This window comes from Nostoc sp. KVJ3, from assembly GCF_026127265.1.
Lineage (GTDB): Bacteria > Cyanobacteriota > Cyanobacteriia > Cyanobacteriales > Nostocaceae > Nostoc.
Genome location: NZ_WWFG01000001.1, coordinates 2034912 through 2055545, shown reverse-complemented (window position 1 = coordinate 2055545; position 20634 = coordinate 2034912). Strand labels below are relative to the sequence as shown.

Annotated in this window: 18 protein-coding genes and 1 pseudogene; 5 read left to right on the top strand and 14 right to left on the bottom strand. The window is 41.9% G+C overall.

The genetic code is table 11. The features are described 5' to 3' along the window. Nucleotides 1–62 precede the first annotated feature (62 nt). The 4 genes from GTQ43_RS08155 to GTQ43_RS08140 all read right to left on the bottom strand — a co-directional run bounded on the left by GTQ43_RS08155 (nucleotide 63) and on the right by GTQ43_RS08140 (nucleotide 4079). Nucleotides 63–2249, bottom strand: coding sequence for a peptidase domain-containing ABC transporter (locus GTQ43_RS08155; protein WP_265272156.1), 2187 nt, complete (start codon nucleotides 2247–2249; stop codon nucleotides 63–65). 138 nt (nucleotides 2250–2387) lie between these two features. After that, complete coding sequence (locus tag GTQ43_RS08150; protein ID WP_265272155.1) at nucleotides 2388–2756, bottom strand: hypothetical protein; 369 nt, start codon at nucleotides 2754–2756, stop codon at nucleotides 2388–2390. 533 nt (nucleotides 2757–3289) lie between these two features. Continuing rightward, nucleotides 3290–3538 (bottom strand): hypothetical protein, encoded by a 249-nt coding sequence (locus GTQ43_RS08145; RefSeq protein WP_265272154.1) that lies wholly within the window; start codon nucleotides 3536–3538, stop codon nucleotides 3290–3292. A 172-nt stretch (nucleotides 3539–3710) separates the two neighbouring features. After that, nucleotides 3711–4079 (bottom strand): hypothetical protein, encoded by a 369-nt coding sequence (locus GTQ43_RS08140; RefSeq protein WP_265272153.1) that lies wholly within the window; start codon nucleotides 4077–4079, stop codon nucleotides 3711–3713. 537 nt (nucleotides 4080–4616) lie between these two features. Between GTQ43_RS08140 and GTQ43_RS08135 the strand changes: the two genes are divergently transcribed. Next, nucleotides 4617–6284: a DUF1565 domain-containing protein gene (locus tag GTQ43_RS08135; RefSeq protein WP_265272152.1), complete on the top strand. Its 1668-nt coding sequence runs from the start codon at nucleotides 4617–4619 to the stop codon at nucleotides 6282–6284. 549 nt (nucleotides 6285–6833) lie between these two features. Here GTQ43_RS08135 and GTQ43_RS08130 read toward each other — a convergent pair. From GTQ43_RS08130 to GTQ43_RS08110, 5 genes and pseudogenes are all read right to left on the bottom strand, one after another. After that, nucleotides 6834–7931, bottom strand: coding sequence for an ABC transporter ATP-binding protein (locus tag GTQ43_RS08130; RefSeq protein ID WP_265272151.1), 1098 nt, complete (start codon nucleotides 7929–7931; stop codon nucleotides 6834–6836). 8 nt (nucleotides 7932–7939) lie between these two features. Beyond that, nucleotides 7940–8803 (bottom strand): carbohydrate ABC transporter permease, encoded by an 864-nt coding sequence (locus tag GTQ43_RS08125; protein WP_265272150.1) that lies wholly within the window; start codon nucleotides 8801–8803, stop codon nucleotides 7940–7942. 3 nt (nucleotides 8804–8806) lie between these two features. Beyond that, nucleotides 8807–9718: a carbohydrate ABC transporter permease gene (locus GTQ43_RS08120; protein ID WP_265272149.1), complete on the bottom strand. Its 912-nt coding sequence runs from the start codon at nucleotides 9716–9718 to the stop codon at nucleotides 8807–8809. Nucleotides 9719–9745: 27 nt separating this feature from the next. Beyond that, nucleotides 9746–11107 carry an ABC transporter substrate-binding protein gene (locus GTQ43_RS08115; protein ID WP_265272148.1) on the bottom strand — a complete coding sequence of 454 codons (1362 nt, stop codon included), beginning with the start codon at nucleotides 11105–11107 and terminating at the stop codon, nucleotides 9746–9748. 817 nt (nucleotides 11108–11924) lie between these two features. Then, nucleotides 11925–12257: pseudogene (locus tag GTQ43_RS08110) on the bottom strand (DUF4385 domain-containing protein); the annotation flags it as partial. Nucleotides 12258–12334: 77 nt separating this feature from the next. On the opposite strand from GTQ43_RS08110, the gene GTQ43_RS08105 reads away from it, so the two are divergent. Both GTQ43_RS08105 and GTQ43_RS08100 read left to right on the top strand, forming a co-directional pair. After that, entirely contained in the window at nucleotides 12335–12802 is a 468-nt protein-coding gene (locus tag GTQ43_RS08105) for a VOC family protein (RefSeq protein ID WP_265272146.1), read from the top strand. Nucleotides 12803–12830: 28 nt separating this feature from the next. Next, a complete protein-coding gene (locus GTQ43_RS08100) occupies nucleotides 12831–13127 on the top strand; it encodes a hypothetical protein (protein ID WP_265272145.1) in 297 nt (98 codons plus the stop codon). 161 nt (nucleotides 13128–13288) lie between these two features. On the opposite strand, the gene GTQ43_RS08095 is transcribed toward GTQ43_RS08100, so the two are convergent. Beyond that, entirely contained in the window at nucleotides 13289–13978 is a 690-nt protein-coding gene (locus GTQ43_RS08095; protein ID WP_265272144.1) for a Uma2 family endonuclease, read from the bottom strand. A 75-nt stretch (nucleotides 13979–14053) separates the two neighbouring features. Beyond that, the gene (locus GTQ43_RS08090; RefSeq protein WP_265273704.1) at nucleotides 14054–14776 is read right to left on the bottom strand and encodes a class I SAM-dependent methyltransferase; all 723 of its coding nucleotides are present in this window, start codon (nucleotides 14774–14776) and stop codon (nucleotides 14054–14056) included. Nucleotides 14777–14821: 45 nt separating this feature from the next. Between GTQ43_RS08090 and GTQ43_RS08085 the strand changes: the two genes are divergently transcribed. After that, on the top strand, nucleotides 14822–15640 hold the full coding sequence (locus GTQ43_RS08085) for a class I SAM-dependent methyltransferase (protein ID WP_265272143.1): 819 nt from the start codon (nucleotides 14822–14824) through the stop codon (nucleotides 15638–15640). Between the two features lie 37 nt (nucleotides 15641–15677). On the opposite strand, the gene GTQ43_RS08080 is transcribed toward GTQ43_RS08085, so the two are convergent. Continuing rightward, nucleotides 15678–15833, bottom strand: coding sequence for a hypothetical protein (locus GTQ43_RS08080; protein ID WP_265272142.1), 156 nt, complete (start codon nucleotides 15831–15833; stop codon nucleotides 15678–15680). Nucleotides 15834–15943: 110 nt separating this feature from the next. Between GTQ43_RS08080 and GTQ43_RS08075 the strand changes: the two genes are divergently transcribed. Further along, complete coding sequence (locus tag GTQ43_RS08075; protein WP_265272141.1) at nucleotides 15944–18187, top strand: cation:proton antiporter; 2244 nt, start codon at nucleotides 15944–15946, stop codon at nucleotides 18185–18187. A gap of 23 nt (nucleotides 18188–18210) precedes the next feature. Here GTQ43_RS08075 and GTQ43_RS08070 read toward each other — a convergent pair whose 3' ends face one another. Both GTQ43_RS08070 and GTQ43_RS08065 read right to left on the bottom strand, forming a co-directional pair. After that, nucleotides 18211–19647 (bottom strand): TolC family protein, encoded by a 1437-nt coding sequence (locus GTQ43_RS08070; RefSeq protein ID WP_265272140.1) that lies wholly within the window; start codon nucleotides 19645–19647, stop codon nucleotides 18211–18213. 117 nt (nucleotides 19648–19764) lie between these two features. After that, nucleotides 19765–20436 (bottom strand): ABC transporter ATP-binding protein, encoded by a 672-nt coding sequence (locus tag GTQ43_RS08065; protein ID WP_321162426.1) that lies wholly within the window; start codon nucleotides 20434–20436, stop codon nucleotides 19765–19767. Nucleotides 20437–20634 lie beyond the last annotated feature (198 nt).

The window sequence follows — 20634 nt, the reverse complement described above, 5'->3', positions numbered from 1 at the left end:
CTTCAAAATTGAAAAATAGGTGAAGATATTAGCCAATGCAGTTTATTTGAGCCACAAAACTCTCATGTGGAGACGCGATTTATCGCATCTGAAAGACTCAAAAGTACATCATCTAGAAAGTCTAAATGCTCCCCAGAAACTTGCCGCAAATCTTCTGGTGTACCTTGAATTTTCAACCGCCCCTGTTCTAAAAATACAATCCAATCTGCACGCCGGATCACTTTAGGACGGTGACTAATCAAAATAGTAGTTTTCCCCCGACGATGCTCTAAAAGCCTATCTAATATTTGGGCTTCGCTCACTGGGTCGAGTGCGCTGGTAGATTCATCTAAAATTAGGATGGGTGGGTCAGTAACTATGGCTCTAGCTATGGCCAATCGTTGCTTTTGTCCACCAGAAAGATTAGCTCCAAATTCTCCTAAGACAGTTTGATATTTATCAGGTAATTCGCTGATAAATTCGTCTGCACCAGTAATTTGACAAGCGATAATAATGTCTCTAAAACTAAGATGAGGATAACTAAATTGGAAATTATCTAGAATAGAACGACTCCAAAAATGGGCTTCTTGTGGTATTAAAACCACCTGTTGCCGCAAACATTCTAAAGAGATATCTTGCTGATTATAAAAACCATAGCGAATATTTCCTGATTGAATTGTATATAAACCAGGAATCAATTTTGCTAGGGTACTTTTACCACAGCCAGATTTACCAATGAGAGCAATTACTTCACCGCCAGGAATAGTTACAGAAAAATCTTGCAGTAAATCAACTCTCCCTGTGTGGTGAAAATTAATTTCCGTGCAAGTAATATCTGCATTAGCAGGAATTTCTACCCACTGCTTTTTAAAATCATTTTCATCTTCTGGAGTAGCATCAATAACTTCTGTCAGCCGTTGAATAACTATTTGGGAAGTGATAAACTCATCTACTAAGCCAATACCAGAACTTAAAAAGCCGAGAAAATTGCCACTCATGCCGTTATAAGCCATCAATTGTCCAATTGTTAAAGTCCGATTAATTACTAAATAACTACCAATCCAGAGAATACCAATATTAATAAATGTCGAAAGAATACTTGTAATTGTGCTGCTGTAAAGTCTTAGCTGCATGCTACTCCAGCCCAGGTTCGCCAAACGACCAAAATTTCCTTGATATTCTTCCCAGGCTTGGGGTGTAGCTTGGGTAGTTTTTAAGACTTGTACTCCTCGAAATGTTTCTACTAAAAAACCTTGGTTTTCTGTACCAGAAACAATCATGTTGCGGGTTTTCTGTCGCAGTGCTGGTAAGAAAAGTAAGTTAACAGCCGTGATAATGAGAAATGCAACTATAGAAGCCAGAGTTAACTCCCAAGTGTAAAAAAGCATAAAGCCCAAGGAGACTACAGCAATAAAAAATTGACTGGGTAATCCCAGGACAATTTGGGAAACTAAGCTATTGATAGCGTGAACATCTGCAATGCGGCTGACTACTTCCCCACTACGTCGTCCTTCAAAATAAGATAGAGGTAAATGTAAGAGTTTGCGCCCATATTCTAGAATTAGTCCTAATTGCAATCTTTGACTAAAATGACCGATGAGGTGCGATTGTACTAAAGTAATGGCGCTTCTAATTAAGTTCGTGGTGACAACGCCAATAGCGACGGTAGTTAATAGTTGGATATCTCCGCGCACGAGAACATCATCGGTAAGTAATTGCATCATGAAGGGAGATGCAAGGGAAAGTAGTCCAATAGCAATGTTGAGGGAAATCGCTTGGACTAAAATAAACCGATAAGGGTAAACTCGTTGCAGGTAACGTCCAAAACCGCCAATTTTATCTGATTCTTGTTGATAAAAACGGCTTTCATCAGGAAGGAGTAGCAGCATCACCCCATTACTCCAACCTGTTATTAACTCCTGGTGAGTCAGGTAACGGATACCAACACCAGGATCGCCAATTACATATTTTTTGCCTTTTTGTCCGTATAATACTACCCAGTGATAGCCTTTCCAGTGAATAATGGCAGGTAAAGGAGCTTGATCTAATTGGTTGATGAGTTGAGGAGTGGCTTTAACTTGCCGGCTATGGAATCCCAGGGCTTCTGCACCCCGCCTTAATCCCAATAGAGTAGTCCCTCTCGCCCCAGTACCAACAGCTTCGCGCACCCGGTTGAGGGTAAATGTGCGTCCGTAGTGTTGAGCGATCGTGGCTAAAGTAGCGGCACCACAATCTTCTTCACTGTGTTGAAGGACAATTTTGTATTTCATTTCTCAGTGTAATTTTTGGGGCGAAAATACGGTCTTTCTATGTCATGTTGAATGCAGCAAAGCGGAGTGAAACATCTCAATATGTTCCCAAAACCCTAGATTTTTTATTTGGCTTTTCACATAACGTAAAAAATCAGATTAGCTTACGCGATAGATATCAAAATCATAAGGATTGCCAGTAGTGTAGGTGTTGTCTTGAAATTCATATATTTGCCCTTCGTCCAAATTGTATGATAAAGGTCGGTAGTTATCAGAGCGACTATCAGCATCAAATTCAATAGTTCCTCCGTTATAGGCAGTATATGTCCATTCTTCACCAGGTTGAATTAGGAATGCTGTACCATCCAAAACGTGATTAATGTTGAAGCCTGTATTGTTTCTGATCTTAAACACTTCGTAGCCACCAGAAATTATTTCCGCAGCTTGTTCCTCAATTTCTTCAACTAAACCAAAATTCTGTAAGATGCTTTGGTTATTTAACAGAGCTTTTTCTACTGTGATAGCCATTTGATTTTCTCCTGAAAGTTTGTGTTTAGGAAGTACGCTTAATATTTCTAAACGCCGACACGTTAGCTCGACTTTATCCAAAATTAAGAACTTGGTTCTCTTGTATCGGCAAAACCCTAGTACCGCAGGGCGGAATTAAAAATTAAAAATTAAAAATTAAAAATTAAAAATTAAAAATTAAAAACGAATACAGCATGAGGGTTTCATTGATTTGGAATGGGTGGTTTATTTCCGCCGCACTGTACTAGCTTTTTGGTAAAAACTTTTTCTATATCACTGATTGTCAGTGAAAATAAAAAAGTAAAACTACCGTACTATGAAGCTTTCAGCATCAGCTTAAGCCTTGGAGAAAAAATGGATAAAGTCGAGGTTAGAGGATGTTTGAAAACTTTTTTGTGTAGTATCCAAGACTTGTATATACCCCTAAGTTCATGCCATTTTCTCTATTTGGAGAAACCCCTCAACCGCAGTGTTTCTCCTTAAAAAGGGGGGTTGGGGGAATCTCAATGAAACTTGATACTTTTTACAATACCTTACCCAAATACAAAATTAGCCTGATTGAAAGATTTTGGATGCTCATCTTTAGGGTCTGGTACATCTTCGTTGACTGGGATGATGTCGTCGTCGTCATCTTCAAAACTAGATATTCCTGTATTCAAGAAATTGACAGATTGACCACCAGAAATTATTTCTGCGGCTTGTTCGTCAATTTCTTCTACCAAAGCAATATTTTCTAAAATACTTTGGTTGCTTAACAAGGTTGTTGCGATGGTAATAGCCATTTAAGTTTCTCCCGAAATTGCGTTTAGTTCATTGCTCAATACTTATCGGTTCAGCGCAAAACAAAAACTGAAATTACGTAGCGACTGTCTTGAATATCAAGCTATCGCTAGAAAAATTATTAACCGAGCAGTATTGGTTCATTGGTAGTTAATTCAAAATCCCAGATTGAGATCAATCGCAATCTCCCCCTTCCCCATAGATATCAATCCAAAAGTCTTTCTTCGCTGTATCAGGTCGAAATTCATATGTCTTGCCATCTTCCAGGTCATAATCTCTCACTCTTACTTTTTCGTCTCGAATATCTCTATCAAATCTAAGCTCCCCATCCAGTTGGGTTACTATTTTCTGTGTTGCTCCGGATTTTATTACAGTTGATACGCCATCGATTGAGTAAGTAATCGGCTGATTTGTTGTATTTTTAATCGTAATGTATCCGCCAGAAATTATTTCCGCAGCTTGTTCGTCAATTTCTTCAACCAAACCAAAATTTTGTAAGATGCTTTGGTTGTTTAGCAGGGCTTTTTCCACTGTCATAGTCATGTGATTTTCTCCTAAAAGTTAGTGTTTAGGAAATACGCTCAATATTTCTACGCGCCGATAGGTTAGGCGTTGCTGATAGATAATATGTAAATCTCACCTATGCGGCGTTTACCCTTAATGTCATAGAAGACTAGCAGTTCCCATACACTAGTCGTTCTTGCAGAGTAGACATAAAGGCAAAAAACAAAAGTTATCTCTATTCAGAATAATCGGAGTTAACTTTTTAGTGTCAGGATTTATTTCGAGAGGAGGATGATTAACTCTCATATTCTTACTATATGAGGAAAAGGAGATTTGTAAATACAAGTTGTACAAATTTTATTTTTTCTTTTACTTTTCACAGAATCTGAAAAACTCCTCTATAAACATCTCCCTTACCCAGGAGATAGCTTTGGCGAGAATAAAAAATTATGCAAATATATTTGCATAATTTTTTAACTTTGCAGTGAGAAGTACTTTAAGTAACTTAATGCATCAAGCGCTACTCAAATTTATGGTTAGCGTTAAGATAGCTATGTATTTTTTGGAAGTATAAATATGGCTCAGACTTTTTATGTAAATCCAGTATCGGGTAGCGATACCAATGTTGGTAGCCAACAAGCCCCATTCAAAACTATTACCCAAGCCCTGAAAGTAGCTACAGATCAGACTAAGATTCAACTGGCAGATGGTAATTATAACGCTGCTAGCGGTGAAGTTTTTCCGCTAACGGTTCCATCTGGCGTGACAGTGGTGGGTAATGAAACAGACATCGGTAAGGGGATTTTGATTGAAGGAAGTGGTAACTACCTGAGCCGTACTTTTGCTGGTCAAAATGTCACATTTGTGATGTTGGATAAAGCTGAACTCCGAGGGGTCACTGTCACAAATCTCGCTAGCCGTGGTAGTGGTGTCTGGATTGAATCAACTACTCCAACTGTTGCCAATAGCACCTTCACTCAATGTAAGCGCGAGGGAGTATTTGCTACAGGCGATGCAAACCCAGTTATTCTAGGTAATGTATTCAGTGAGAATGCAGCTAATGGAATTGCGATCGCTAAAAATTCCAAAGGACAAATTCAAGGTAATACCTTTTTCAAAACAGGTTTTGGCATTGCCATTAGTGATACAGCATCACCTATACTTCGAGATAACAAAATTTCCGAAAACCGTTCTGGAATTGTCATCTCTGGCAGTACTCGTCCTGTATTGCGTAACAATGTCTGTGAAAATAACACTGACGATGGAATCACAGTAATTGGAACTGCCCTACCGGATATTGGCAGTACCAATAATCCAGGAGGCAATACTCTCCAAAACAACGGTAAATTTGATTTGCAAAATGCCAGTTCCAACAAGCTGGTTTCCGTAGGAAATAAAATAAATGCATCTAAAGTCACGGGAAACATAGAATTTGCAGATAGTTCGGTTGCAACAACGACACCCACCCCAACGCCAACACCCACCCCAATACCCACACCCACCTCAACACCGACACCCACCTCAACAACGACACCCACCCCAATACCCACACCCACTTCCACCCCAACACCCACTTCCACCTCAACAACGACACCCACCCCAATACCCATACCCACACCCACCCCAACACCCACACCCACTTCCACCCCAACACCTACTTCTACTATCGAATTAACTGATATTAGTAATCATTGGGCAGGTAGTTTTATTCGGGAATTAGTCAAATTGGGGATAATTAATGGTTTTCCCGATCGCACATTTAAACCTGATGCTACGATGACACGGGCGCAATATGCGGCATTATTAGTAAAAGCTTTCAACCCATCGCCAAACCGCGCCGTGGTCAAATTCAAAGATGTACCCGCAGATTTCTGGGCATCCAAGGTAATTCAGCAAGCATATCAAGGTTTATTTCTCTCTGGTTTTCCTGACAATACCTTCGGCCCGAACAAAAATATCCAGCGCGTCCAAGTGATTGTCTCCCTAGTAAACGGTTTAGGTTTATCTGCTGATGGTACAGCATCGATCAAAGCTTTCGATGACCAAGCTAAGATTCCTGAATATGCCAAGGATGAGGTAGTAAAAGCCATAGATAAGGGGATTATTGTCAATCACCCAAACCTTAAACAACTCAATCCTACCCGTGATGCAACCCGCGCTGAGGTAGCGGCAATTGTATATCAAGCCTTGGTAGATGCTGGTCGGGTAGCGGCAATTGACTCACCTTATATTGTGTCTGCATGATTAACGCTCTATAATGACTCTGATAAAAGGAAAAAAATGTAGGTTGCGTTGAACATTCGTGAAACCCCAACAAAACCAAGGATTTTTCTTGTTGGGTTTCGTTCCTCAACCCAACCTACCCATAAATTTATCAGTGCAGGTAAAGGGGATGATCCAGCTTAGGGAAGGAATACTGTTTGGTTAAGGCAAGAGACGCGATAAATCGCCGTCTTTACAATAATTAGTCCTTCGTCCTGACGGGGATTTATCGCGGATTTAGGATCTATATATTTTCATCGAATAACCTTGATCGAACCGTATTGCAACGATAAGAAACTTTTCTATTTGATTTTGAAGGTAACTTAATTTATGAACATTGCGATCGCGGTATTCTTAGTTTTGCCGAAAATATGAGCAATTTCTTATCTTTTTTATATAAGTAATTGGTAATGAACAAGGATTACTAGTATAGTGTGGCGGAAATAAACCACCCATTCCAAATCAATGAAACCCTTATGCTGTATTCGTTTTTAATTTTTAATTTTTAATTTTTAATTCCGCCCTGCGGTACTAGCCTCTCACATTTAATTGCCTCTTGACAAGAGCATGACCAGATTGAACATCAAACCAATGAATATCTTCAGGGGGCAATGTCAGTGTAATATCTTCGCTACTCCAAGTTTGGTCTGTTGGCAACAAAGCACGGACTGTAATCGCTTCGGTTTGTGAACCCTCAACCTTGATACTGACTAAATAGTGCATACCCAAGTTTTCTACTAGATACACTCGTCCTTGGATGGTTTGGGTATCACCTGGTTGAGCAATGCGAACGTTTTCTGGGCGGATACCTAGCACAATCTGGGGTGGTACAGTTGGTATATCTGGTAAAGGTACTTGGAAATCGCCTAGTATTGCGTAGTGTTCGTTACAAGTTAGAGTCAGTAAATTCATCTGAGGACTACCAACGAATCCAGCCACAAATAAATTAGCTGGATGGTTATAAATAACTTCGGGTGGGTCAAGTTGCTGAACATAGCCATCGTTGAGCAAAGCTACTTTGGTGGAGAGTGTCATCGCTTCTGTTTGGTCATGGGTAACATAGACGACAGGGACTTTTTGATCTGCAAAAATTTGCTTCAGGTCGGCTCGGACTCGTTCTCGCAGCAGTGCATCCAAGTTACTTAATGGTTCATCTAGTAGGTAGACATCGGCATTACGCACTAAAGCACGACCGACTGCAACACGCTGTCGTTGACCTCCAGACATTTGACCAGGCTTGCGGTTGATCAACTCTTGTAATCCTAAAATTTCTGCCACTTCTGTGACTCGCTGTTTAATTTCTCCAGGTGGTATTTTTCTGAGCTTGAGTCCAGAAGCGAGGTTTTCGTACACTGTCATGTGCGGATAGAGTGCATAACTTTGAAATACCATTGCGATGTTGCGATCGCCAGCTGATTTATAAGTAACATCCACGTCGTTGATCTTAATCTGGCCGCGAGTAGGTTCTTCAAGACCTGCAATCATGCGTAGAACAGTAGATTTGCCACAGCCAGAAGGGCCAAGTAAAGTGAGAAACTCATGGTTATCTACCGTTAAGCTCACATCTTTAACAGGGATAACTTTGGAAGTATAGGTTTTATTCAAGTTTTTGAGTTCGAGTTTAGCCATTTTGATTTTTATCCTTTAACAGCACCAGCAGTCAGACCTTGGACAATCCGGCGCTGGAAAAACAAAACTAGAAAAACTAGAGGTAACGTCCCAACAACAGTAGCAGCAGCGATCGCACCGTAGGGAATTTCAAATACTGTCGCACCACCCAATTGAGCCGCCGCAACGGGAATCGTTTTCATCTCTTCACGGGTCATAAATGTCAGAGCGAAGATAAACTCATTCCAGGCAAAAATAAAGGTGAGAATTCCAGTAGTCACTAAGGCGGGAAGGGTCATAGGTAGCACGATTTGCCACAGTAGTTGAAAGGTGTTGTAGCCATCGACTCTAGCAGAATCTTCTAAATCTTTAGGTAGTTGTTGGAAAAAGCTTCTGAGTACTAAAATCGTTAGGGGTAAATTGATGGCAGTGTAGGGTATAATCAGCGCTAAATAGTTGTTACCTAATCTGAGCGCTTGAATAATTTCTAACAGTCCCAGAAACAATAGAATTCCCGGAAATAAAGTCACCATCAGAACGCTAGCAAGGATTGCTTGTTCACCCCAAGGGCGTAACCGTGCTAAGGCATAAGCAGCAGGTGCGCCGATCGCTAAAGCTAAAGCTGTAGAAGTAATCGACACAAAGGCACTGTTGAAGATGTAGCGCCAAAATGGACGACGAGTGAATAACTCAATGTAATGACTAAAAGTGAATCGCGTCGGGAAATAGACGGTGGGAACGGCGGCAATATCTTCGTTAACTTTAAAGGAGGTCAGCAATTGCCATAAGGCTGGCGCTAGGCTGAATAACATTATTAATACAACCGCTATTAGCAACAAGATTTTTTTCAGAGAAAATCTGGTTTTTGCCGTTGGTTGGGGAGTTGAACTCATGGGTCAAATAACTCCTGATGTTTTGGCACGGTATTTATTAAGTAAGAAAATAGCGATCGCTACCCCAGCAATTAATATTAAAAATGTTACTACCACCAGTGCTGCTCCATAACCAAAATCTAAGTAGCGCATCACCGTAGAATAGATGTATAGCGACACCACTTCAGTTGCACCACCAGGGCCACCCCCGGTCATTACAGCAATCAAGTCGAAAATCCCGAAAGCTTGAGCAAATCGAAATAGGACTGCAATTAAGATTTGCGGCAGCAGCAGTGGCAGGGTAATATTACGGAAGCTTTGCCAAGCATTTGCTCCATCGACAGAATAGGCTTCGTAGAGGTCTGCTGGTATCGACTGCAAGCCAGCCAACAGCAAAATACTGATAAAGGGTGTAGTTTTCCAAACATCAGCAAAAATTGCTGCACTCATCGCCAGATTTGGATCTCCTAACCAGTTAATTCCAGTTTTAATCAGCCCTAACCGATGCAGAATATCGTTTACAACTCCAAACTGGTCGTTAAAAATCCAAGCCCACGCCAGACCAATCAGAGCGGTAGGCAAAGCCCAAGGTAGAATGGCAGTTGTCCGCACTACGCCCCGTCCAAAAAACGGCTGATTGAGAACTAGAGCAATCCCCAGTCCTAGCAGTAGTTCTAAAAGCACGGATACAGTTGTGAACACGGTCGTCGCCGAGAAACTTTGCCAGAAACGACCATCCCCTGCCATCCGCAGATAATTGTCGAAACCAGAAAATACGGGTTGTAGTTCCGTTCCCAAATTTCTAGTGAATACACTTAACCAGAATGCTCGTAAAATCGGGTAAGCAAATACAAACAACAACAGCAATAATGCTGGTGTCAGTAAGATCCAAGCAGTCCGTTGTTCCCGACTTCGGAGTGTATGCATATTTGTCATTTGTCATTTGTCATTGGGGACTGGTTATTAATTCTTCTCCCCCTGCTCCCTGCCCCCTGCTCCCTGCCCCCTGCCCCTGCCCCCTGCTGCTAACAGCCGGCGCGTTTCATTAGCAGCAGCTTGCATTGCTCGTTCTGGATTTATCCGACCAGATAGTGCAGCGCTGAGGTAACGCTGTAAAATATCTGATGTCTGGTCATATTGGGCGATCGGCGAACGTAAAACTGCATTATTCACAACCTCCAGTAACTGCGGATAGTGAGGGTATTTAGCAACAATCTCTGGGTCTGTAAATAAATCCCGGCGACTTGGTACATAACCTGCACTCAAAATAAATCGGCGCTGTGCCTTTCGACTGGTAAAGTATTGAATTGCTTTCCAAGCTTCTTCGGGATGTTTAGAAGATTTAGCAATTCCTATACCCCAGCCTCCTAAACAAGCTGCACCAGTTTTACCGTGAGCATGAACCATCGGTTTAATTGCAATTTTGCCTTGAATTGGCGAATTCTTTGCTTGGGCTAAAGGCCATGCATAAGGCCAGCTACGTAAAAACGCTACTTGACCACTTTGAAATAAGCGTCGGGTGTCTTCTTCCTGGTAGGTTGTGACTCCAGCAGGAGAAACGCCCTGTGTGACAGTACTACGCAAAAACTCAATCGCCTGTAATGTTTCTGGTCTATCTAGCCCAACCTCCAACGTTTCGGGATTAACCCAGAAGCCACCAAAACCATTAAGGACTTCCACAAACATGGCCACGAGTCCTTCATATTGCCGTCCCTGCCAAACATAGCCCCAATTCACTTGTTTTTTCTTCTGCAAGATCAGGGATATTCGCATCAAATCCTCAAAGGTTTCTGGCGGTTTCAATCCTGCTTCTTTGATTAAATCTTCGCGGTAGTAAAGCATTCCCACGTCGGAACGCACGGGAATGCGGTATAGCTTGTTCTGGTAACGTCCACCTTCTACATCCTTGGGTGAAAATGCTGCCAACTCCTGCTGGGAAATGCGATCGTCTAAGGATAGCAACCATCCAGCAGCAGCAAACTTGGGTGTCCAGATAACATCCATATTCACCAAGTCATAAGGGGATTCACCTAAGATAAAAGATGAAGTGTACAGGTCTTCGAGCAAATTTGTGGCATTCGGCCCCTCAACTAAGTTAATCCGAATGCCTGGGTTTTCAGCCTCAAAATCTCTAATCAAACCCTGCTTCCAAGGTTCGGCATCAGGGGCAGTAATTAACATATTGAGGGTAACTGGTTGCTGCGAGAGCGCTACCCAATTGAACAATACAATCCCCAACAAAATTGCCAGAAAAACCCCTACATTCAAAAAACTTTGTTTTTGGATGAATTTTTGTAGCTTGCTTATAGGGTTTTGATACAACATTATCAATGTCGCGATCGCTAATGGTAATAATTATATATAGGAATCATATTTAATTTTTGAAAAAATATAAGTATCTGTAGGGTGTGTTAGACGGAACGTCGTAACGCACCATCCTAGGCTTATAGTGCGTTACGCTACGCTAACGCACCCTACATCAAATACTATTCCTATAGTTATCTCTAAAGGAAATTGTACAGCTAGGTTTCAAATTCCTAAGAGGATGTTTTAAAAGTGGTTGGCTGTAATTTTAGGCACTTGTTGATCCCCCCTACCCCCCCTTAAAAAGGCTACGGTGTACACACAAGTTATCGAATCACTACCAGTTCTCGAATTACCCCACCCTAACCCTCCCCTTGTAAAGGGGAGGGAACCGGATTTTTCTTGTTTCCCCCCTTTACAAGGGGGGACTAAGGGGGGTAATTCGACTTGTGTGTACACCGTAGCTTAAAAAGGGGGGAACCGGAATCAAAGTCCCCCTTTTTAAGGGGGATTTAGGGGGATCTAAAACTTTTTGCTACCGACCAGAGGACTTTTAAAACATCCTCTAAGTCCGCCTACGCGGACTTAGTTTGTATAGCTGCGACTTCTAATCGCTGAGTATATTTATTTACAAAAGTCAAATGCTCCTATACATCTGTTTATAAGAAGAATTCAGAAGTCAGGAGTCAGAATTCAGCATGAATTCTGTACGAGTGGTTAATGAATATTGGTTAAAACCGGACTTCGTCCCGCTGCGCTAACGCCCGAAGTCAAGCGAAAAAATTAAAATATTCTTCCTGAATTAAAACTCCATCCCTTCATGGGTGGAGTATTCTGACTCCTGTATTCTGACTCCTGACTCCTTTTTATATTTTCTGCCGCTTTTATGATTAGCATAACGGCGAGAGCGAGTATAACCCATTTGGATAAACTTTCGTGCCATATCTGCGCCAACAAAATCATCTTGTTCTAGATAATCAAGAAACATATCGTAGATTTTTGCACTCGATTCTCTAGCAATATCAGGAGTTTTAAACCGCCAGTAGGGAAGTATTTCTGATTTGTATGGTTCAACCAAAAGTACACCCTGCTCACCCTTGACAACACGATAGAGTTCAGGATGTTGGCGAAAATCAATATTGTTAAAGTCTAAAGAATAATCAAATGCCATGATAGATTTTTATTATGAATAGTAAACTTTAAGTAAAAAGTTCAGCTTCTATCAAAGTATTGAGATTTTGTTCCACTATGCTATCTAGCACCCAATCTGCGAACAGTGTCCTTGCGCCAGGAAATCTGCGTAAAGTGCATCACATTGCCCTCAACGTCCACGATATGCAAGCTTCCCGCTACTTTTATGGCACAATTTTGGGTTTGCACGAACTCACAGGCGACGAAGTACCCGCAACTCTGGCGGAACTTGTCGCATCTGGGAAAGTAGCCAACTTCATTACCCCGGATGGTACGATACTCGATTTATTTGGAGAACCAGAATTATCACCACCAGATCCCAATCCAGAGAAGACATTCACCAGAGCCTACCATCTCGCTTTTGACATCGATCCGCAGTTATTCGATCGCGCGGTGACAGTGATCGGGGAAAATAAAATAGCGATCGCATACGGCCCAGTCACTCGTCCTACTGGTAGAGGTGTGTATTTTTACGATCCAGATGGCTTTATGATTGAAATTCGTTGCGATCCAGAAGCTAGTTAACTTAGGAGTAATAATAAAAATCTCTACTATGACCGCAAAACTCACACAAATATTTAAAGTAATTGAAGAGACGATCGCAAAACCGCCAATTCCACACGAACCATACAAGCAATCATTGAAAGCTTGGGCGATGTATTGTTTACGAGACAAAGGTTTTATAGTCGTTTACGCTCAAAATGCCGACTTTGCTATTGAAAGAAAAGGCGAAGAAAAGCTATATTTTAAAGTTTCAAATAGCCCTGATGATTTAGATAATTCTCTTAATTGGATTGTTTGGGATAGTGCAACAAAAAACGCCAGTCTCATTCCCCAAAAACTGGACTGATGTCAAAATAGTTAACTGTTCTGCATTTAATTTGGATACCGAACGCGGGCAGGATGCCCGCACTACAATGATTTGGATAAATCACAATGTGCAAATTACAAGACGATCAGCTTATCAAATGTTTCCCTGATTTTTTAACTATTCTGACTTCTGAATTCTGACTAACTATCTTCATCAGACAACTGCTGCACAAATATTTGATGTTCTGACGAATTTAATCCCACCTGCAACACAGTCAATACTTGCTGCATATTCCCAGCAAGTAAATCTGACATTGACAACCACAAACCAGGAAATAGTTGACTTTTGATAATTCCATCTGCGTCTATTTCTAAAGAGACATATTCTCCTTGTTGTAGGTGAAACCAATCTAATTTATTTTCAAATATTTGCCAAACAATATATTCTTTCACCCCATTTCGACCATAGACTTTTTTCTTATCATGTAAATCAATCGAAACACTGCTAGCTGCTATCTCTATTACGAGTTCTGGCGCACCTTCGATGTAATCATCATCGCTTAAACGAGATTGTCCTTGAGATGTTGGTGTGATTAATAGCACTCCATCAGGTTGTGGTTCATTGTCTCGATCTAAGCGGACTGTTGGCTTAATTCCCAATCTCACACTAGGGGTTAATGCTTCGTAAACTCCCAGCCAACCTATTAGATGACCATGTGGTTCAGCATGGCTTTCAAAACGTAATGGGGATGCCAAGTATACAACTCCTTCAATTAATTCTGCCTTTTGATGACGGGGCATTGCTTGATATCGGTGTTCAAATTCGTAGCGAGTGAGGCGATCGCCATTCTCTAAAGGAGGAATTCGCTGTTTGAGTGATAGCTTGACCATGATTTTCGTCTCTGGCAGGGAGTTTTACTTTATTATGCCTTGGTTCATATTTTTATTGTGATGTACTTTCCAGCCTCATCTTGTCAAAATATCGTTAGAATCAGGTTTCTTAAATACCATTAAATGCTGTTGAGGTAACAAATTTTTAGTTTCCTGCCAAACTAAACCAACAGTTTGCATCTCTTTACGGACTTGCTTTTGAGTCATCTTATGCAGACCTTTAATCATAATAAAAGGATTTTCACCCCGGTACTCAACCAGCACCACCTTACCACCTGGTTTAAGTGCTTTCACAATTCCTTGCATCACTTCTTGGGGATATTCAAGTTCATGGTAAGCATCTACCATCAAGGCCAAATCGATACTTTCAGATGGTAAGTTGGGGTCGCTAAGGGTTGCTAAAACAGGCTCAACATTGGTGATGTTTTTCTCTTTTTTGAATAACTCAATGATTTCTAACATTTCTGGCTGAACATCTACAGCTAACACTTTACCTGTTGTTAATAACGGTGCAATGCGAAAGCTAAAGTAACCTGTACCAGCACCAATATCCGCCACCACATCATTAGGTTTTAGATTGAGGAGGCTGACTACCTTACTTGGCTGTTCCTCTCCCTCTCGGTTGGGACGTTCTAGCCAGCCAGCGCCTGTGTATCCCATAACTTGGGCAATTTCGCGCCCCATGTAATATTTGCCGATACCATCTGGACTATGAATTATCCGTTGTTCGTAAACTGTGGTAGATGAAGATGCGGCTTGGGCTGTCAGGGTTGGGTTCAATAGCAAGCAACTCAACATCACAATAGAAGTTACTATAAAGTGGAGAAAATTTGACATTTGGTTATGACTGATTTGGATAGTTATAAGCAGCAACTAAAAGAATTTTATGGTAATAGAACTACTTATGACCATGAAAAAGATACTCGTCATCCTCTAGACGCGAAGATTCTACTTGAATTCGTTCCCCTAGATTCTGGACAAAAAATCCTTGATGTGGCGACTGGGACAGGTTTACTTGCAATACCCGCCTCTGAAAAAGTTGGTTCAAGTGGCTATGTGATTGGGATTGATATGACCCCTGGAATGTTGCATCAAGCAAAACTTAAGATTGCAGCAGCAAAATTACAAAATATCGAGTTGATTGAGGCAGATGCAGAATATTTCAACTTTAGTGATAGTAGTTTTGATGTTGTCTTTTGCTGTGAGGCGATTGTACTTTTTCCTGATATCCTGGCTATTTTGCAAAAGTGGTATCGCTTCTTGAAACCCGGAGGATTTGTGGCATTCACCTGTCCTCCCGAAACAGCTTATATGGCATCTCTTCAGCAGAGGATCTTCGCTAAAGTTTTGGGCGGATCGTTACCACATATCCTTGAACCACTGGGAACTCCAGAAAAATGTCGGAATTTGCTCAATCAGGCAGGTTTTAGAGATATTGAAATTAAAATTGAACCATCAGGACGTTATCGCCCTCTTAGAGATAACAGATTATCTGAGATAGCAATGAAGATAAATTTTAAAGGTAATCCACTGCTGTCAAAATTATCACAAGAACAATTAAATCAGTTACAAGTTGAGTACAAAGCAGAAATTGAGAAACTAGCAACGGATCAAGGTATTTGGGAAGAGACTACAAAGTTCTTTGTTCGCGCTCGAAAATAAGTTGATGAGCGATTGGAAATCCCGGCTACACGAGACTTTACCCACCGACATGGGTTAAAAACCCTTGATTTTCTCTTAGTCCACGGAGGTGGACTTTGCTTGTGTAGCCGCGAATTCTATTCGCACAATACTTTTCAAATATCCTCTTCGGGCGATCGCGCACAATAATCTTACCGTTACTAATGACAATCACAGTTTAATCTCATAGGCCGATGTGGAAGTAAACATTTTCAGGATTTACTTGAACAGCCCGTTTAAAAATTTGTAATCCCATCTTTGGACACTATGCAAAACCTGCCCTTGATGTTAGTCCCTATACTCGCTGCACAGAAAGTAGCAGGTGACGGTGTAATTAAACCTCTCGGTCATCATGAGCTGTTGTTGGTGCTGGTGCAACTGTCACTATTGCTTCTGGTAGCGCGGGGATTAGGTGAGTTGATGCGGCGGATTAACCTCCCGCCTGTTGTTGGGGAATTATTGGCGGGTGTGTTGCTGGGCCCTTCTCTATTTGGTTTGCTGCTTCCAGACTTACAGGCGCATATCTTTCCCAAAAATCAAGAACAGTCTGATTTACTTTCGGTGATTTCTTGGTTAGGTGTGTTATTTTTGCTGATTGTAACTGGGTTAGAGACGGATCTCAAGCTAATTCTTCGCAAGGGTAAAACCGCTCTACTCATTTCACTGGGCGGAATTATTGTCCCCTTTATCACCGGATTTGGATTAGGGTGGCTATTACCAGATAGTTTTTTGGCCAACCCAGAAAAGCGACTAGTATTTAGTCTATTTATCGCCACAGCAATGAGTATTTCAGCAGTCCCAGTGATTGCGAAGGTGCTGATGGATTTAAACCTGATTCGCCGTGACATTGGTCAAGTCACCTTAGCGGCTGGGATGACTGACGACACTATCGGCTGGATTTTACTTTCTGTGGTTTCAGGTCTAGCTAGTAGCGGCAAGTTTGACTTTGGGACAATTTTTCATTCCGTGAGTGCGGCTATATTATTTTTAGCGATCGCATTCACAATTGGCCGTACCATTGTAGACCAGATTTTACGGTGGGTTGATGACTACATTGGCGGCATCTCGGCTAGTATATCGGCTGTGCTGATTCTTTCGCTCTCGGCAGCAGCACTTACCCACGCATTAGGTTTAGAAGCTGCATTAGGTGCTTTCGTACTGGGGATTCTGGCCGGTCAATCTCGCCGCTTTAGTAACGAAGCTGGACATCTGCTAGAAGTATTCACGGCAGCCTTTTTAGCGCCAATTTTCTTTGCTGGGGCTGGCTTAAAAGTTAACTTGCTAACTCTGTTAGTGCCCCAAACGTTGCTATTTGGCTTGATTGTCCTCGCTGTCGCCTGTGTTGGCAAATTTACAGGTGCTTACCTTGGTTCTCGCGTCGGTGGCTTGAGTCATTGGGAAGGTTTGGCGATGGGTTCCGGGATGAATGCTCGCGGGGCGATGGAAATTGTGGTTGCTACCATTGGTTTATCTCTGGGAGTGCTGAATCCTCAGATGTATTCAATTATTGTCATGGTAGCGATCGTTACTTCCCTAATGGCTCCACCCCTTTTACGCTGGTGTTTGTCGAAGGTGGTGATGAGTGAAGAAGAAGCTCAACGTTTGGAACAGGAAGAACAGGATAGTCGCAGCTTCATCAAGCAGATTCAGCGTGTTCTAATACCTACTAGCGGTGGCCCAAACATCCAATTAGCGGCGCAGCTAGTGGGTTACATCGCTCACCAAAACTCCATAGAAGTGACATCTTTATATGCCCTAAGTGATAAGCAACCTCAAAGCAAAGACCGTCGGACAGCAACCCAAGTTAAAGATACCGCCGCCGAGGAAGCTCTGGCTGCTATTGCTGAAGAAATGCAGCTACCTGCTGATACCAATTTGCAAACAAAAACTGAGTCTGGGCGTAGTAAAGCGGAAGTAATTTTAAATGAAGCTAACAAAAACTATGACTTGATCGTATTGGGAGCTTCTGAACAGATACGCCCCCAGAAAACATTGTTTAATTTGCTTGTAGATAAGGTTGTACAAGAAGCGCCTTGTGCAACGATGGTAGTAAAATCGCACCTACCCCACCCCAAAGGCGAGATATGCAAAATTGCTCAACAAAAGCTGACCAAAATTTTAGTGCCAACGGTGGGGACAGAATATAGTAAAAATGCTGTAGAGATGGCAAGTACAATCGCTGCTCAAACTGGGGCATTAGTAACGATCGTGAACGTGATTAATTTGCCACAGGTTGAGTATATTCTTTACGAACAGCGATCGCTAAATCCAGTAAAGGAAATTGCCCACGATCTGCTAGAACAGCAAGCAGCAATTGGCCGCAATTTGGGTGCTGATGTCACAACCTATATTCTTCAAGGAAACAGCCCAGAGAGGGAAATTCTCAAGTTTGCTCAAACCCAAGAAGTTGACCTCATTATTCTCGGCAGTAATATCCGCATGATTACAGGTCGCGTTTTCTTCGGTCACAGAGTGGATGCAATTCTGAGTAAAGCCCATTGCCCAGTAGCGGTTATTACTGCTCCATAGTCGTTCTTTCACGGGTTTAGATGTTAGCGCGAAGCCCTAGAAGTGACTGAACTTTGCAAATTAGCAAGGGCGATATTGTAATCCAAAATAGCTGTGACTCGATTGCCTTCTGCTGTTGTCAGGTCATTTTCAGCAGCAATCACCTCTGTTTGAGTGCCCACGCCAGCTTGGAACCTGAGTCTTGCTAAATTCAGAGCTTCTCTGGCTTGATTTAAAGCCACAGCCGAAGTTTCCACATTCTTCAAATTGGATTGCAATTGAGAATAATATTGTTCTACATTAAAGCGAATTTGGTCGCGCTGGCTAGCAAATTGATTCTCTGCGATCGCAATATTAGCTCTCGACTGAGCCGCCTTTGCTTTTGCGGCTCCTCCATCATACAAAGTTAAACTTCCTTGGAGTCCCACTGAATAGCCATCAGTAACACTAACGCCATCGTTATACCGATCTAGCAGGTTGTAGCTACTTGCCAAACTAATTTGTGGCCCTAGCTGTGAGAGTGCCTGACGGCGCTGTTGTTCGTAAATATTCCGTTGTGCCAAATACTGGGGCAATTCTGGGCGATTTTGAAATGCTTGGATAATACTTTGTTCTACCGTTTGCGGCCAAAGCCCTGCTAACTGTACAGGATCTGCGGCCGTGATATTAAATGACTGTGACAAACTTAATGTAGTAGCAAGCTGACGACGGGCAATTTGCTGCTGCGAGATGGCATTAATCAGTTGTTGTTGGTTGTTTGCTAAATTCACCTGAGCTTGCAGCACATCGAACCGCGTACCCACTCCAGCCTGTTCTCTGGCTTGAGTATCCCGTAAACTAGCCTGGGCATTTTCCACAGCAGACTGATTAATTCTTACTTGTTCATCTGCTTGTTGCAAATTGTAGTACTGAGTTGTGGCATTCAACCTAACTGTCAAAGACTGAGTTTCCACATTAAATTCATCCACATGGACTTGTTCTTCAGCTGCTTGGATTGTTGCTTGGCGATTACCGGAGGTATAGAGATTATAATTCAGTTGTGCTGAACCATTAAAGGACGTGCTGGCTGGAGACGAACTGCTAGTAAAACCATTACCAGTGTTAGTCACACTACCGTTGATTCCCAGAGTAGGTAATAAGGCAGCTTGAGATTGGCGTAGAGCAGAACGACTGCCTTCTAGCTGTAATATGGCTACCTGTAAGTCTCGATTGTTGCGTTGTGCTAGTTCTAAAGCTTGTGCCAAACTGATTGGTACAGTTGCCTGAATCTTTACCTCTTCTGGTTTGGTAGGAAATTGCAGAGGATTGGGATTAGGGTTGAGGTAATCGGGAACCGATACAGAACTTGAGGGATTCTGAGGTTTTGGGGGAGTTGCTGCACCTGCTGAAGTTGGAAAAAAAATAGCGATGCCTGACGGCAAGGCTACCGCCAATGCTACGCTAACCCAGGTAGAATGCACGAAGAATAAGCTAAAATTCATAATCTAGATATAGTCATTAATTAGGGTTCTTTGAGGAAACAATCAAAAGTTTTCATCCTGATTGACCTACAGAGATTTAAATTTTAAATTCCCTCCCTAAAGGTTGATATTAACAAATTAGCCTACAATCAAGCCATCCTGAACTCGAATTATTCTTTTGGTTTGAGCAGCGATATCTGGTTCATGAGTGACAATCACAATTGTGATCCCTTGGTCATTAAGTTCTGTCAGCAAATTCATCACCTCACGAGAAGTTTCAGTATCTAAAGCTCCTGTTGGCTCATCTGCCAAAACTAATGCAGGTCGGTTAACCAAAGCGCGAGCGATCGCTACCCGTTGTTGTTGTCCCCCAGATAGTTGACTAGGACGGTTAGATATGCGTCCCTCTAATCCTACCTTTTCCAAGGCTTCTAATGCTCTTTGACGGCGTTTTGACTTAGGTAAGTTAGCGTAAACCATTGGTAACATCACATTTTCTAGTGCTGTTGCCCGCGCCAAGAGGTTAAATTGTTGGAAAACAAAACCTATTCTTTGGTTGCGGATATAGGCTAATTCATCATCATCATAAGTCGTCAGGTTTCTGCCTTCAAAAATATAGTCTCCAGTTGTCGGACGATCCAGACATCCCAAAATATTCATGAGTGTAGATTTCCCCGAACCTGATGCACCCATAATCGAGACATATTCCCCTTCCTCAATAGAAAGTTCAATTCCCTTAAGAATTGGAACGCTAACTTCTCCCAAGTAATAGGTTTTGGTAATAGATTCCATCCAAATCATTGTCGGCATAAGAGTTAGGAGTTAGGAGTTAGGAGTTAGCGACACGAGAAAGCGAGTGTTATCTGCGACACGCTGCTCTCGTTCGAGCGTCATTACGAATTACGAATTATCTAGTACAGCGCGGCGGAAATAAACCACCCATTCCAAATCAATGAAACCCTTATGCTGTATTCGTTTTTAATTTTTAATTTTTAATTCCGCCCTGCG